At 60.8% G+C, this 13,949-nt stretch carries 9 protein-coding genes; 4 read left to right on the top strand and 5 right to left on the bottom strand.

Features of this window, described 5'->3' with window-relative positions; translation table 11 throughout:
• Nucleotides 1–44 precede the first annotated feature (44 nt).
• From poxB to D781_RS07620, 4 genes are all read right to left on the bottom strand, one after another.
• Nucleotides 45–1,766: a ubiquinone-dependent pyruvate dehydrogenase gene (gene poxB, locus D781_RS07605; protein WP_015671728.1), complete on the bottom strand. Its 1,722-nt coding sequence runs from the start codon at nt 1,764–1,766 to the stop codon at nt 45–47.
• Nucleotides 1,767–2,037: 271 nt separating this feature from the next.
• Nucleotides 2,038–3,042: an NADH oxidoreductase gene (gene hcr / locus D781_RS07610; RefSeq protein ID WP_015671729.1), complete on the bottom strand. Its 1,005-nt coding sequence runs from the start codon at nt 3,040–3,042 to the stop codon at nt 2,038–2,040.
• Nucleotides 3,043–3,096: 54 nt separating this feature from the next.
• Nucleotides 3,097–4,746, bottom strand: a complete 1,650-nt coding sequence (hcp, locus tag D781_RS07615; RefSeq protein WP_015671730.1) for a hydroxylamine reductase — start codon at nt 4,744–4,746, stop codon at nt 3,097–3,099.
• Nucleotides 4,747–4,908: 162 nt separating this feature from the next.
• A complete protein-coding gene (locus tag D781_RS07620; protein ID WP_015671731.1) occupies nt 4,909–5,805 on the bottom strand; it encodes a lysine exporter LysO family protein in 897 nt (298 codons plus the stop codon).
• A gap of 188 nt (nt 5,806–5,993) precedes the next feature.
• Between D781_RS07620 and D781_RS07625 the strand changes: the two genes are divergently transcribed.
• Nucleotides 5,994–7,652, top strand: coding sequence for an ATP-dependent endonuclease (locus D781_RS07625; protein ID WP_015671732.1), 1,659 nt, complete (start codon nt 5,994–5,996; stop codon nt 7,650–7,652).
• Between the two features lie 12 nt (nt 7,653–7,664).
• On the opposite strand, the gene D781_RS07630 is transcribed toward D781_RS07625, so the two are convergent.
• A complete protein-coding gene (locus tag D781_RS07630; protein WP_015671733.1) occupies nt 7,665–8,615 on the bottom strand; it encodes a VirK/YbjX family protein in 951 nt (316 codons plus the stop codon).
• A gap of 245 nt (nt 8,616–8,860) precedes the next feature.
• On the opposite strand from D781_RS07630, the gene D781_RS07635 reads away from it, so the two are divergent.
• From D781_RS07635 to macB, 3 genes are all read left to right on the top strand, one after another.
• Nucleotides 8,861–10,615 (top strand): hypothetical protein, encoded by a 1,755-nt coding sequence (locus tag D781_RS07635; protein WP_015671734.1) that lies wholly within the window; start codon nt 8,861–8,863, stop codon nt 10,613–10,615.
• 205 nt (nt 10,616–10,820) lie between these two features.
• The gene (macA, locus tag D781_RS07640) at nt 10,821–11,933 is read left to right on the top strand and encodes a macrolide transporter subunit MacA (RefSeq protein ID WP_015671735.1); all 1,113 of its coding nucleotides are present in this window, start codon (nt 10,821–10,823) and stop codon (nt 11,931–11,933) included.
• On the top strand, nt 11,933–13,879 hold the full coding sequence (gene macB, locus D781_RS07645) for a macrolide ABC transporter ATP-binding protein/permease MacB (RefSeq protein WP_015671736.1): 1,947 nt from the start codon (nt 11,933–11,935) through the stop codon (nt 13,877–13,879). The genes macA and macB overlap by 1 nt, the downstream gene beginning before the upstream one ends.
• Nucleotides 13,880–13,949: the final 70 nt, after the last annotated feature.

Raw genomic sequence — 13,949 nt, forward strand, 5'->3', positions numbered from 1 at the left:
ACGGTTAAGGGCGACGCAGCAGGCTGCGCCGCCGGCAGGGCGGATTAACGCCGCCAGTTGGTTTTGGCCAGTTCGACCACTTCGTCGCCGCGGCCGTTAATGATGGCGCGCAGCATATACAGGCTGAACCCTTTGGCCTGTTCGAATTTGATCTGCGGCGGCATCGCCAGCTCCTGTTTGGCGGTCACCACGTCGAGCAGCGCCGGGCCGGGGTGCGCCAGCATCGCCTGCAGGGCGCCGTTCAGCTCCGAGGCTTTTTCAACCCGGAAGCCTTTAATGCCGGCCGCGTTGGCGATGGCGGCGAAGTCCGGGTTATGCAGATCCGTGCCGTCGGTCAGGTAGCCGCCGGCCTTCATCTCCATCGCCACAAACCCCAGCACGCTGTTATTAAACACCACCACTTTAACCGGCAGCTGCAGCTGCGCCAGCGATAAAAAGTCGCCCATCAGCATGGTAAAGCCGCCGTCGCCGCACAGCGCCACCACCTGCTTATCCGGCGCGGTGGCCTGTGCGCCGATGGCCTGCGGCATCGCATTGGCCATCGAGCCGTGGTTAAACGAGCCGAGCAGCCGGCGTTTGCCGTTCATCTGCAGGTAGCGGGCCGCCCAGACGGTCGGCGTGCCGACGTCGCAGGTGAAAATGGCGTCGTCGTCGGCATGGCGGCTGATTTGCTGCGCCAGATACTGCGGGTGAATCGGCTGGCTATCGTTGCAGGTCGCCAGGCTGTCGAGATCCTGGCGTGCGCTGCGGTAGTGCTCCAGCGCCTTGTTGAGGAATTTATCGTCGCTCTTGGCCTCCAGCTGCGGAAGCAGGGCGGCAAGGGTGGTTTTGATATCGCCCACCAGCGCCATATTGACCGGACAGTGCGCGCCGATGCTGCCGGGGTTGATATCCACCTGGACGATCGTGGCGTTGGTGGGATAAAAGGCGCGGTAGGGGAACTGGGTGCCGAGCAGCACCAGCGTGTCGGCGTTCATCATGGCGTGATAGCCGGAGGAGAAGCCGATCAGGCCGGTCATGCCGACGCTGTACGGGTTGTCCCATTCGATATGCTCTTTGCCGCGCAGCGCATGTACGATCGGTGCCTGCAGCAGTTCAGCCAGCTTCACCACCTCATCGTGGGCGCCGGCGCAGCCGCTGCCGCACATCAGGGTAATATTTTTCGCCCCGTTCAGCGTTTCCGCCAGCCGATTAAGCTCGCTCATCGGCGGCTGCACCAGCGGCAGCGCCGGGGTCTGCCAGACCACCCCGGCGTCTTCCGGCGCCATGCGCAGCGCCACATCGCCGGGCAGCACCACCACCGACACGCCGCGGTTAAGGATTGCCTTGCGCATGGCGATCTCCAGCACGCGCGGCAGCTGTTCCGGGTTGGAGACCAGTTCGCAGTAGTGGCTGCATTCGCGGAACAGCTCCTGCGGATGGGTTTCCTGGAAGTAGCCGCTGCCGATCTCGCTGGAAGGAATGTGGGCGGCGATCGCCAGCACCGGCACGTGATTGCGGTGGCAGTCGAACAGGCCGTTGATCAGGTGCAGGTTGCCCGGTCCGCAGGAGCCGGCGCACACCGCCAGTTCACCGGTCAGCTGCGCCTCCGCGCCGGCGGCGAAGGCGGCCACTTCCTCGTGGCGGGTGCCCAGCCATTCAATCGTCCCCATGCGGTGCAGGCTGTCGCTCAGGCCGTTCAGCGAGTCGCCGGTGACGCCCCAAATGCGTTTTACGCCCGCCTGGTCCAGGGTTTTGGCAATCAATGTGGCTACGGTTTGCTTCATGGTTCCCCCAGTGATGTGATAACCCCGTCGCTTAACGGCGGGATAGATACCCGTCATACTTCAAGTGACGGGGGTGTTGACCGCGTTCAGTCATCCGAATCACTGACCTGAGCCAGCGCATCGTGATCCCTGCTCTTGCCGCCTTCCTGTCACTCGAATTATTTAGGGTAGAAAAGGTCTTCTCAGCTTAGCAAGCTGCGTGAATTACAATAGAACGGGATGAAGAATAGTTTGCGCCAATAAGTGCCCCGCCGGAAACGGGGCGAGGTGTTCAGGCGAGGGTGACATCGCCCTGCAGCTGGCAGCTGCAGGCCAGCACATAGCCCTGGGCGATCTCTGCCGGCGTCAGCGTCATGGTGCTGCTGACGCTATAGTCGCCGTCGAGTATGCGGGTTTTGCAGGAGCCGCAGACGCCGGCGCGGCAGGCGGCGGTCACCGGCAGGCGATGGGATTCCAGCGCCGCCAGCAGCGTGCTGCCGACCGGTACGCGGAACTCCCGCAGCGGCTGGCCGATGCGCAGCGCCAGCGTATTGTCCGACGGCCCGGCGTTTTCCGCCGGCGTGTGAAACTGCTCCTTATGCAGACGCGCGGGCGGAACCCCCAGCGCCAGGCACAGCTGCTCAACCTGCGCCATATAGGGCGCAGGGCCGCAGGTCATCACCCGGCGCTCGGCGATATCCGGCACGCACTGCCGCAGCACCGCGTCGCTGATGCGTCCGCTGAGAAAGCCGGGCGGCGCCTGATGCTCGGCCATCAGCGTCAGGTTCAGCGACGGGTGTGCGGCGCACAGTTGCCGCCACTGTTCGGCAAAAATCACCTCCTCCGGATGGCGGACGCTGAAGATCACCTGCACATCGCACGCCGGGCGGTACGCCGCCAGCCAGCGGCACATCGAGATAATCGGCGTGACGCCGCAGCCGGCGGCCAGCATCAAATAGCGCTCGGCGGGGTGAGAAACGCAGCTGAACTCGCCCTGCGCGTCGGACAGCCACAGCGTATTGCCGGGCCGCACCTCCTGCGTCAGCCAGCGCGAGCCGGTGCCGTCCGGCAGGCAGCGCACGCTGATGCTGAGAAACGGGCTGAGCCCCGGCGAGGAGGAAAGGGTGTAGGCGCGCAGGGTCTCTTCGCTGTTGCGGATGCTGACCAGCGCGAACTGGCCGGGCAGATAGGGATAAAAATCGTGGCAGATCAGGTTCAGCGTCCAGACGTCGGCGGTTTCCTGCCGGATGGAGTGCACCTGCATGCGGTTCGGACACAAAGGATGGGGTTGGCTCATAAGGCACCTCACTGCGGAAGGGGCGGACGCCGCCGCCCCGGAAAAACAACACAATCAGCCCAGAATGGCCTGCAGATCCTGCTCTACGCGGGTGATCGGACGCATGCCGAACTTATCGTTGAGGATCGCCAGCAGGTTATCGGTCAGGAAGCCCGGCGCGGTCGGGCCGGTAAAGATGTTTTGCACCCCCAGCGCCAGCAGCGTCAGCAGAATAACGATCGCTTTTTGTTCAAACCACGACAGCACCAGGCTGAGCGGCAGGTCGTTGACGCCGCAGCCCAACTTCTCCGCCAGCTTCACCGCCAGCATAATCGCCGAATAAGCGTCGTTGCACTGGCCGACGTCCAGCAGACGCGGCAGGCCTTCCAGCGTGCCGAAGTCCAGTTTGTTGAAGCGGTATTTGCCGCACGCCAGCGTCATGATCAGGCAGTCCTGCGGCACCGCGCGGGCAAAGTCGGTGTAGTAACTGCGTTCGCCGCGGCTGCCGTCGCAGCCGCCGACCAGAAATACGTGGCGCAGCTTTTTCCGGCTGACCAGGTCGATCACCGTATCGGCGGCGTTAAGCAGCGTCTGGCGGCCGAAGCCCACGGTGATCAGCTGTTCGATTTCGCTGTAGGGGAAACCGGCCATACCCTGCGCCTGACGGATAACCGCAGAGAAGTCGTCGCCCTCCAGGTGATTGACGCCCGGCCAGCCGACGATGCTGCGGGTCCAGATGCGGTCGCCGTAATGGCCGACGTTCGGGTCGATAATGCAGTTGGAGGTCATGACGATCGGGCCGGGGAATTTGGCGAACTCCACCTGCTGGTTTTGCCAGCCGCTGCCGTAGTTGCCGACCAGATGCTTGAATTTTTTCAGCTCCGGATAGCCGTGCGCCGGCAGCATTTCGCCGTGAGTATAGATATTTACTCCCTGACCTTCGGTCTGCTCCAGCAGCATACGTAAATCTTTCAGGTCGTGGCCGGAAATCAAAATCGCTTTGCCGGCCAGCGGCCGCACGTTGACCGCGGTCGGCTGCGGATCGCCGTACGCCTCGGTTTCCCCGCGGTCGAGGATCGCCATTACGCCGAAGTTCATATGGCCGATGGCCATGGCGTTGTTCAGCAGGGTGTCAACATCGTGCGGCTGGGTGCCCAGCCAGGCCATCAGCCCGTGATACTGGGCGTAAATGGCATCGTCATACTGGCCAAGCACGTGCGCGTGCTCCATATAGGCAGCGGCGCCTTTGAGGCCGTACAGGCACAGCATGCGCAGGCCGTGTACGTCGTCGCCCACCTCGGCCTTATCCCGATCGAGGGCGAACTGCGCCGCCTGCTGTTGCAGGCTGTCGATATCGTCGCCGGCCAGCTGCAGCGCCGCCAACGGATGGTCGACCGTGACCGACGGCTCCAGCAGGCGGCAGCGCGCCGCCAGCGTATCGCGCAGCGCGATGGTTTCCCGCGCGTAGCCGATAATGCGCGCCGAGTCGAAGTTGACGTTGGTCAGCGTGGAAAAGAAGGCGCGCGGGGCGAAGCTGTCGGTCTGATGGTCGATAATCCCCAGCGCGCGCGCCTGCAGCGCCCAGGCGGACAGGCCCTGCAGCGCGGCGACCAGCAGATCCTGCAGGTCGGAGGTTTCGGCGGTTTTGCCGCACATGCCCTGCGCATAAGAGCAGCCGTTGCCGGCCGGGGTTCGGATGGTTTGTTCACATTGCACACAAAACATAATCGCGTCCTTTTTAAAGTTGCATTTAAAATGCTTGTTTAAGAGCATAGATCGGCAACCGCAGCAGCAAAAAGGGTTTTGTCGGAAAAGTGGGGTAAGTTTGATTTAACGCAAAGTCGCGTGCGGATGAGAACGATTCCGGGGGCAAGCCCCCGGCAACGGTTAGGAGAACAGGGCGATCAGCACCGGCGCCATCAGGCTCAGCAGAAAGCCGTGGACGATGGCCGGCGGCACGATCTCCAGCCCGCCGCTGCGCTGCAGCACCGGCAGGGTGAAGTCCATCGAAGTGGCGCCGCACAGGCCCAGCGCCGTCGAGCGGCTGCGGCGGATCAGCGTCGGGATCAGCATAATCGCCACCAGTTCGCGCAGCAGATCGTTAAAGAAGGCGGTGCTGCCGAGCACCGGGCCGTAGGCGTCGCTGATCAAAATGGCGGACAGCGAATACCAACCGAAGCCGGAAGCTACCGCCAGCCCGGCCTTGACCGGCATTCCCAGCAGCCAGGCCGCCAGCGCGCCGCCGGCCAGCGCGCTGATCGCCACCGCCACGCCGACCAGCATGCCGCGGCGGTTGACGATAATCTGCCGCAGCGTCATGCCGCTGTTGCGTAGCTGGATGCCCACCAGGAACAGCAGAAAAATCAGCGCGTATTCGCTGCCGGCGGTGGCGTAGTGCAGCCAGGGCCACTGCGTCAGGCCGAGCAGGAAGCCAATCAGCACCACGCCGCACAGCTTCAGTGACTCCAGCACCATATGCAGGCGCGAAGGCAGTTTTTCCTGCTTATGCGTGCTGCGCCACGGCAGTTTGCGCTCCAGCAGGTAGAGCGCCAGCGCGTTGGCAAGGAAAATGCACAGGAAAAAGGCGGCGGTGTATTGGAAAATCAGCAGCAGGTTACTGCTGAGGTTCTCCAGAAACGCCAGGCTGATGCCCATTAAAAACAGAATAACGTACACCATCCAGCTGAGCAGACGGTTGATGCTCTGGATAAAGTTATGGTTGCGTAGCGGGATAAGGTAGCCGGCAATCAGCGGCACCAGAATGATCAACAGTCCTGAATACATGACGACAATAATTTCCTTGCTTAAATCGCGGCGGCAAGTGCCGTGCGACCGCAACAGGCTAATCAAAACCCTCTTCAGAGTAAAGTAGCAGATTTACGCGCCTTTGCTTGACCTGCGGGGGGATCGTTGACCATGCTCAGAGTCGTCATTCGACAGAGAGTGGCCAAGGTTCGCACGGGAGGCGACAGATGTACTTAGAACGCATTGAGATTGTAGGTTTCCGTGGCATTAATCGGCTGTCGCTGACGCTGGATGACAACACGCTGCTGCTCGGGGAAAACGCCTGGGGCAAATCCAGCCTGCTGGACGCCCTGACGCTGCTGCTGGCGCCGGAAGAGACGCTGTATCGCTTCGAAACGCATGATTTCCACTTCCCGCCCGGCGACGAAGCGGCCAAGGAGCGCTACCTGCAGATTATTTTCACCTTCTGCGAAAAGGACATCGGCCATGCCCATCTGCCGCGCTATCGCCATTTATCGCCGCTGTGGGTCAAGGCGGAGGACGGCCTGAGCCGGATCCACTATCGCTGCGAAGGGGAGATGACCGATGACGACACGGTATGCACCTGGCGCAGCTTTCTGGACGCCGACGGTAATCCGCTGCTGCTGCATCATATCGATCGGCTGGTGCGCAGCATTATCCGTATTCATCCGGTGCTGCGGCTGCGCGATGCGCGCTTTATCCGGCGTCTGCGTCCCAGTTCGCTCGGCGACCGGCTGCCCGCCGACAACGAGGCATTGGCGCAGCAGCTGGACCAGCTGACGCGTGAACTGGTGCGCAACCCGCAAAAGCTGACCAACGGCGAACTGCGTCAGGGGCTGGCGGCGATGCAGCAGCTGCTGGAGCACTATTTTTCCGAGCAGGGATCGCAAACCGCCGGGCCAAGGCGGCAGCGCCGGCAGCAGGAGCAGCAGGCCTGGCGTTCGCTCGATAATATCAACCGCATGGTGGCCGAGCCGAACAGTCGCAGCATGCGCTTGATTTTACTCGGCATGTTCTCGACGCTGCTGCAGGCCAAGGGCAATGTAAAGCTGGAGCCTCATGCGCGCCCGCTGCTGCTGGTGGAGGATCCGGAAACCCGTCTGCACCCGATTATGCTGTCGGTTGCCTGGGGCTTGCTGAATCAGCTGCCGCTGCAGCGCATCACCACCACCAACTCGAGCGAACTGGTGTCGCTGGTGCCGGTGGTGCACGTCTGCCGGCTGGTGCGCGAGTCCGGCCGGGTGGCGACCTATCGCCTGGGCGCGCGCGGCCTCGGGCCGGAGGACAGCCGGCGCATTGCCTTCCATATCCGTTTTAACCGGCCTTCTTCGCTGTTTGCCCGCTGCTGGCTGCTGGTGGAAGGGGAGACCGAAGTCTGGCTGCTGAACGAACTGGCGCGGCAGTGCGGCCATAATTTTGAGGCCGAAGGGGTACGGGTAATTGAATTTGCCCAGTGCGGTTTAAAACCCCTGCTGAAATTCGCCCGGCGGATGGGCATTGAGTGGCATGCGCTGGTGGATGGCGATGAGGCCGGCAGAAAGTATGCCAACACCGTGCGCAACATGCTGGACAACCATGAGGATAACGAGCGCGATCGCCTGACCGCGCTGCCGGCGGCAGATATGGAACACTTTATGTATAAAGAGGGCTTCAGCCCGGTGTATCACCGGGTGGCAGCGGTGCCGATCAACGCCCAGATGCCGATGCGCAAGGTGATCCTGAAAGCGGTGCACCGCGCTTCGAAGCCGGATCTGGCGATCGAAGTTGCGATGCAGGCGGGCGAGTGGGGTACCGATGCGGTGCCGTCGCTGCTGAAAAAAATGTTCTCGCGGGTGATCTGGCTGGCGCGCGGCCGGGCCGACTAGCCTGCGGCGGCCTCAACGGGAAAAATGCGCGGCGAGCCCCTGCTCCAGTTGGTCCAGCAGCTGATAGCGGCGGCGGTATTCCGCGCGTTTTTTACTGGCGACCTCGTCCAGCGGCTTGCGGGCGATACGCGCCGGCAGCAGAAAGTAGCCGCCGGGCAGCGGCCGGGCCGCCATTGACAGCCAGAACTGGTCATAATCGGCGTGCAGCAGGTCGCGCTTTTTATTTTTATAGCGCCAGTTCTGATAAATATGACTGCCGTTGCCGACCGCCACCACCTGCTGGATCCCCAGCAGGCGCGCCAGATGACACACTCCTTCCAGCGCCAGCCGCTTGGGGAACAGGCCGTGGCAGGCTTTGGTGGTCTGCTGTATCACGCTGTGTGGCACGTCGCCGTTCGCCCCCTGCAGACCGCCGATAAACAGCGTGCTCTTTTGCCGGAAGTGCATCAGGGTAAAGGTGATTTCCGCCAGCATCACGCCCGCGGCGTTGCGCAGCAGCAGCGTGGTTTCCCCCTCCTTGTTCAGCTTGTCAATCGCCGCCAGCTCCAGCGTTACCGACCCGCCGTTTTTATCCTCCGCGCGGCTTAACACCAGCGGCTGCGCGCCCAGATGGCCGAGCAGCATTTTCCCCGGCATGCGCTGGGCGATCAGGTCGTAGTGGTCGCGCAGGGCAAACAGACCGTCGAGTTTGCTCATATTGGCCGCCAGATATGGACGGTGCAGTTTGCACGGCAGGTTGGGCTGCGCGTGCAGAATGTTTTCCAGCAGCGGGTTGTCCGCCAGCGTGTTCATCAGCCCGCTGGTGGTTTGCCAGTTCAGCAGCGAGCGGCTGAGGAACTTCAGGCGAAACGAGGTTTTGCGCCAGCAGCGGGCGGGCGCCATGCTGCCGCTGAGCAGCGCGGTCATTAACCGTTGGCCGTTCATTGGCCGGCTGGCGACGAGCGGATAGCTAAATTGTGACATGGTGAAATCCTTGACGGTATTGAATGGCGCTATTTCATCAAGAGGTCACTAAACGGCGCTTCAATATTCCCGACGCAAGATTAGGAATATTCATTACGTTGAGCCGCGGTTTAACGATATTGGTTTGGCAAGGCTCTGAGCATCACGTTGTTGTGTGGTTAATGGTCGGTTTCTGATTTGTATTTCTTGTCGTAGTTGCTGGTTACATTGCTGTTTCCCTCAACGCAGTAAGAAAGGAGCCGTATATGGCTAAGCAAAAATTGGTCAGTTATGAAGATGCAATTCGTCGGGGCGGGTATATTCCCGTTGGCTATTTTAAAAATGGCTTTACTCTGGAGTCTGCCAATCAGGTGCTCTATTTGGAAAGCACCCGGGGATACGTGGCATGGCGGGGCGCCTTGCCGAAAGTGGTCGCGCCGGCAACAACGCCGGAAGCGACGGGGGGATTTGCCCCCGACGCCTGGGTAGATATTAGCGGCGTAGCCTCATCCGCCAAGCTGAATAATATGGTGCTGGTGGAGGATTTTTATCACCTGGTGACCGCAGAGGGCGACTGGACGCCGGCGGTGCAGGCGGCGTTGGCTTATGCCATCAATAACGATCTTAATAAAGTGTGGTCGTTCCAGCAGCTGGCGTTTAAATCACCGCTGATTATAGATAACTGGACTAGCGGCCTGGAAATGCGTTTTGCCGCGCTGGAAGCGCATGAAAATTTCCCAACCTATACGGACTGGAAAAATGCTACGCCGCTGATTGTGATTGGCAAAGAGGGCGGCTCAATGGTCGGCCTTGAGATCCATATCGGTTATATCAATGGCAAGACGCGCGCTAACGGTGTTTCTATCCGCGGGAAAGGATGCGGCGGCTCACGCATTCATATCGGCAAGGCGATTAACTGTAATATTGTTTATGACTGCAGCCAGCAAACGCATGCGTCGGCCTCCAACTTTATTACCGGGGATTATTGGTATCAAGGTAATATGGGCGCTTATTTAGCCAGGGGGCCGTCTGGCGATTACCCCATTGCCGAAGGGCATAAACTCTCTGTCGGGTTTATTACGCAAATGCGTTATGGCGGTTCACTGTGGCGTAATGGTTCGCAATATAGTCAGATCTCCGGCGATGCGGATTTCAACGGACGCTTCCTGTCTGAGGTGACGTTATCCAGCCGATCATTTACCGGGCTGGCGCGCGGTGCGGAGATTAGCAATGGCACGGCGACGGGCGAGGTTCTGGCTTTTTATGTGCAAACGGCCGGCGTTTATAAGGTACTTATCATTGAAAAAAATGACGTTTCCGCTGGCAAAAGTTCTTTCGCTACGGGGGAGACATTAACGTCCGGCTCATGGCACAGCGCTATTTCCGCAGTGCGCACCGCGCAGCAGGGAGAAAATTTCTACTTTGATATTATCCTGGACTTTTATGGCGCGCCTTTTGCCCGGCTCGATGTTGACTGTGGTTATGTCGGCGGTCTGGTTGGTCATTCGCTGTATAGCTGCACCCTTAATTACAAGAACTCGTACAGCGTCGCGACCAATTCAGTGAACGGCGCACAGTGGCTGCATTCTGGTACGACGTTAACGTTGCGGGATAGCTACCTCAATAAGAATCTGTTTGATTGCACCTCGACGTTTATCGCGCCGGGCGGGAATTTATATCTGCGCACCCATCGGGCCTATGGCACGGACTTTGCCGCCACTTTTGCGCCGGGTCAGGCGCGCACCATTTGTACCTTTAAATATATCGGTATCAACAGTGCGCCGGGGGTAAAAGATATCTATGAAGTCCAGGTGTTTGGACCGACCAATTTAAGCGGCGTTTGTTCAAGCTTTAAGGTGGCGGTGTCGTCGGCAGGTTTGGAGATTTTTGACAGCACGATCAAAGACAGCGCCAGATTAAAACTTATCTATGGCGACGACAAGGATGCGCCGCTGGTGCTGAAGGCGCAGCAGGATTCGCCGCATACCTTTCCCCTCTATTTTACCTTTACGCGCAAATAAGACGTTTATCGCACGTAATCACGGCCGGGAGCGATCCCGGCCGTCTTGTTTTTCCGCGCCGGGAATATGTGATTTGATCGCAGAGGATCGGTTATAGTGCGCGTTAATCGACGACGGCGCGCGTCGCGGGATCGCGGGGATTTACCCGTCTGACCGTTAACAATACGCGCTCATTACCGGTAAAAACAAAAGGATAGGCCGCTTTATGAAGTTTATGGGACGTCTGCGACGCAGGACGATCGTTATCGTGGGGCTGGTGGTGATTGCCGCGGCGGCTTTCTGGTATTTCCGTCAGCCGGCGCCGGTGGACTATAAAACGGTGAAGGTGGCCAAGCGAGACCTGCAGCAAAACGTACTTGCCACCGGCCAGCTGGATGCGGTGCGCAAGGTTGACGTCGGCGCGCAGGTCAGCGGCCAGCTGGAGAGCCTGACGGTCGAGATTGGCGATAAAGTGAAAAAAGGCCAGCTGCTGGGGGTGATCGATCCGCAGCAGGCGCAAAACAGCATCCGTGAAAGCGAGGCGGCGCTGCGTGAACTGCATGCGCAGCTGCAGCAGGCGCAGGCCGAACAGCATCTGGCGGCGGTCACCCTGCAGCGTAATCGCGCGCTGTCGCGCGTGCAGGCGGTATCGCGTCAGGATCTGGATAAGTACACCAGCGAACTGGCGGTGAAAAAAGCGCAGGTGGAGAGCATCCGAGCACAAATTTCCCGTAACCAGGCCAGCCTGGATACGGCCAAAATCAACCTGGCCTATACCCGCATCGAAGCGCCGATGGACGGCGATGTGGTGCAGATCACCACCCTGCAGGGGCAGACGGTGATTGCGGCGCAGCAGGCGCCGAACATTCTGACGCTGGCCGATCTCAGCACCATGCTGGTGAAGGCGCAGGTGTCCGAAGCCGACGTTATTCACCTGAAGCCGGGGCAAAAAGCCTGGTTTACCGTGCTGGGCGATCCGAACAAACGCTTTGACGGCGTGCTGAAAGATATTCAGCCGACGCCGGAGAAGGTCAACAACGCCATTTTCTACTATGCCCGTTTTGAGGTGCCGAATCCGCAGGGGCTGCTGCGTCTGCAGATGACCGCGCAGGTGCATATTCAGCTGGGCGGCGTCAGCCAGGCGTTGGCGATCCCGCTGGCGGCGCTGGGCGAGCAGATTGCCGATAACCGCTACTATGTGTCGCTGCTGAAGCAGGGCAAGGAAGAGAAGCGCGAAGTGACCATCGGCATGCGTAATAATATCGACGTGCAGATTGTCAAAGGGCTTGGCGTCGGCGACGAGGTGATCGTTAACCGCGGCGGCGCGGAGGCCAACTGATGGCGGCGCTGCTTGAGCTGACGGAGATCTGCCGCAGCTATCAATCCGGCGAACAGACCGTCGACGTGCTGAAGAACGTGACGCTGAGCATCGACGCCGGCGAAATGGTGGCGATTATCGGCGCTTCCGGCTCCGGCAAATCGACGCTGATGAATATTCTCGGCTGCCTTGATAAGCCGAGCGCCGGCACTTACCGCGTGGCGGGGCAGGATGTGGCCACGCTGAGCGGCGACGCGCTGGCGGCCCTGCGACGCGAACATTTCGGCTTTATCTTCCAGCGTTACCATCTGCTGCCGCACCTCAGCGCCGCGCACAATGTCGAGGTGCCGGCGGTGTATGCCGGCGTCGGCAAAGCGGCGCGGCGTGAACGCGCCACGGCGCTGCTGCAGCGGCTGGGGCTGGGGGAGCGCGTGTCCTATCAGCCAAGCCAGCTGTCCGGCGGGCAGCAGCAGCGCGTCAGTATCGCCCGGGCGTTGATGAACGGCGGCCAGGTGATTTTGGCGGATGAGCCGACCGGGGCGCTGGACAGCCACTCCGGTGAAGAGGTGATGCAGATCCTCAAGCAGCTGCGCGAGCAGGGGCATACGGTGATCATCGTCACGCACGATCCGACGGTGGCGCAGCAGGCGGAGCGGATCATCGAGATCCGCGACGGCGAGATCGTCAACGACTCCAGGCCGGCCAGCGCGCCGAACCCGCAGGCAAAGCCGCTGGAGCTGGCGGCGCCGGCGCCTTCCTGGCAGCAGGCGGGCGGACGTTTTCGTGAAGCGCTGGTGATGGCCTGGCGCGCGATGGCGGCGAATAAAATGCGCACCATGCTGACCATGCTGGGGATTATCATCGGCATCGCCTCGGTGGTTTCCATTCTGGTGATCGGCGACGCCGCCAAACAGATGGTGCTGGCGGATATCAAATCGATCGGCACCAATACGGTCGATATCTATCCCGGCAAGGATTTCGGCGATGACGATCCGGCCTATCGCCAGTCGTTGAAGTATGACGATCTCGAGGCGCTGCGCGAGCAGCCGTACGTCGGCGCGCTGTCGCCGAATATCAGCAGCAGCATGCGGCTGCGGATGGGCAACGTGGATGCGGCGGCTAACGTTTCCGGCGTCAGCGAACAGTTTTTCCGCGTCTACGGCATGGCCTTCAGCCAGGGCAGCGGTATCGATCCGCTGCAGGTGCAGTCGCAGGCGCAGGTGGTGGTGATCGACGCCAATACCAAGCGCCGGCTGTTCCCGCATCAGAAAGAGGTGGTCGGTGAGGTGATCCTGGTCGGTAATATGCCGGCGACGGTGGTGGGCGTCGCTCAGGAGAAGCAGTCGATGTTCGGCAGCAGCAAAACCCTGAGCGTCTGGGTGCCGTACAGCACCATGGCCAACCGGCTGATGGGCAACGCCTATTTTGACTCGATTACCGTGCGTATCCGCGACGGCTATAACAGCCAGGAAGCGGAGCAGCAGCTGACGCGCCTGCTGACGCTGCGTCACGGCAAGAAAGACTTCTTCACCTACAACATGGACAGCCTGGTGCAGACCGCGGAAAAAACCACCCGCACCCTGCAGCTGTTCCTGACGCTGGTGGCGGTGATTTCGCTGGTGGTCGGCGGTATCGGGGTGATGAATATCATGCTGGTGTCGGTGACCGAGCGTACGCGCGAGATCGGCATCCGCATGGCGGTGGGGGCGCGCTCCGGCGACGTGCTGCAGCAGTTCCTGATTGAAGCGGTGCTGGTGTGTCTGGTAGGCGGCGCGCTGGGCATCGGTTTGTCGTTGGCCATCGGCCTGCTGGTGCAACTGGTGCTGCCGGGCTGGCAGATCAGCTTTCCGCCGGTGGCGCTGCTCAGCGCGTTTATCTGTTCCACCGCCATCGGCGTGGTGTTCGGCTACCTGCCGGCGCGCAACGCCGCCCGCCTGAATCCGATTGACGCGCTGGCGCGCGAATAGTCGGCCTGTCCTGCGGCGATGAAAAATGCCAGTCACGGATGTGGCTGGCATTTTAGTAGGGCGGCGGCAT

It is taken from the genome of Serratia sp. FGI94 (genome assembly GCF_000330865.1).
Taxonomy (GTDB): Bacteria; Pseudomonadota; Gammaproteobacteria; order Enterobacterales; family Enterobacteriaceae; genus Serratia_B; species Serratia_B rubidaea.

Excerpts from the sequence above, each read along its gene's own strand:
- macA (WP_015671735.1), top strand. The coding sequence starts at position 10,821 with ATGAAGTTTATGGGACGTCTGCGACGCAGGACGATCGTTATCGTGGGG.
- macB (WP_015671736.1), top strand. The coding sequence starts at position 11,933 with ATGGCGGCGCTGCTTGAGCTGACGGAGATCTGCCGCAGCTATCAATCC.
- D781_RS07630 (WP_015671733.1), bottom strand. The coding sequence starts at position 8,615 with ATGTCACAATTTAGCTATCCGCTCGTCGCCAGCCGGCCAATGAACGGC.
- poxB (WP_015671728.1), bottom strand. The coding sequence starts at position 1,766 with ATGAAGCAAACCGTAGCCACATTGATTGCCAAAACCCTGGACCAGGCG.
- D781_RS07620 (WP_015671731.1), bottom strand. The coding sequence starts at position 5,805 with ATGTATTCAGGACTGTTGATCATTCTGGTGCCGCTGATTGCCGGCTAC.
- D781_RS07635 (WP_015671734.1), top strand. The coding sequence starts at position 8,861 with ATGGCTAAGCAAAAATTGGTCAGTTATGAAGATGCAATTCGTCGGGGC.
- hcr (WP_015671729.1), bottom strand. The coding sequence starts at position 3,042 with ATGAGCCAACCCCATCCTTTGTGTCCGAACCGCATGCAGGTGCACTCC.
- hcp (WP_015671730.1), bottom strand. The coding sequence starts at position 4,746 with ATGTTTTGTGTGCAATGTGAACAAACCATCCGAACCCCGGCCGGCAAC.
- D781_RS07625 (WP_015671732.1), top strand. The coding sequence starts at position 5,994 with ATGTACTTAGAACGCATTGAGATTGTAGGTTTCCGTGGCATTAATCGG.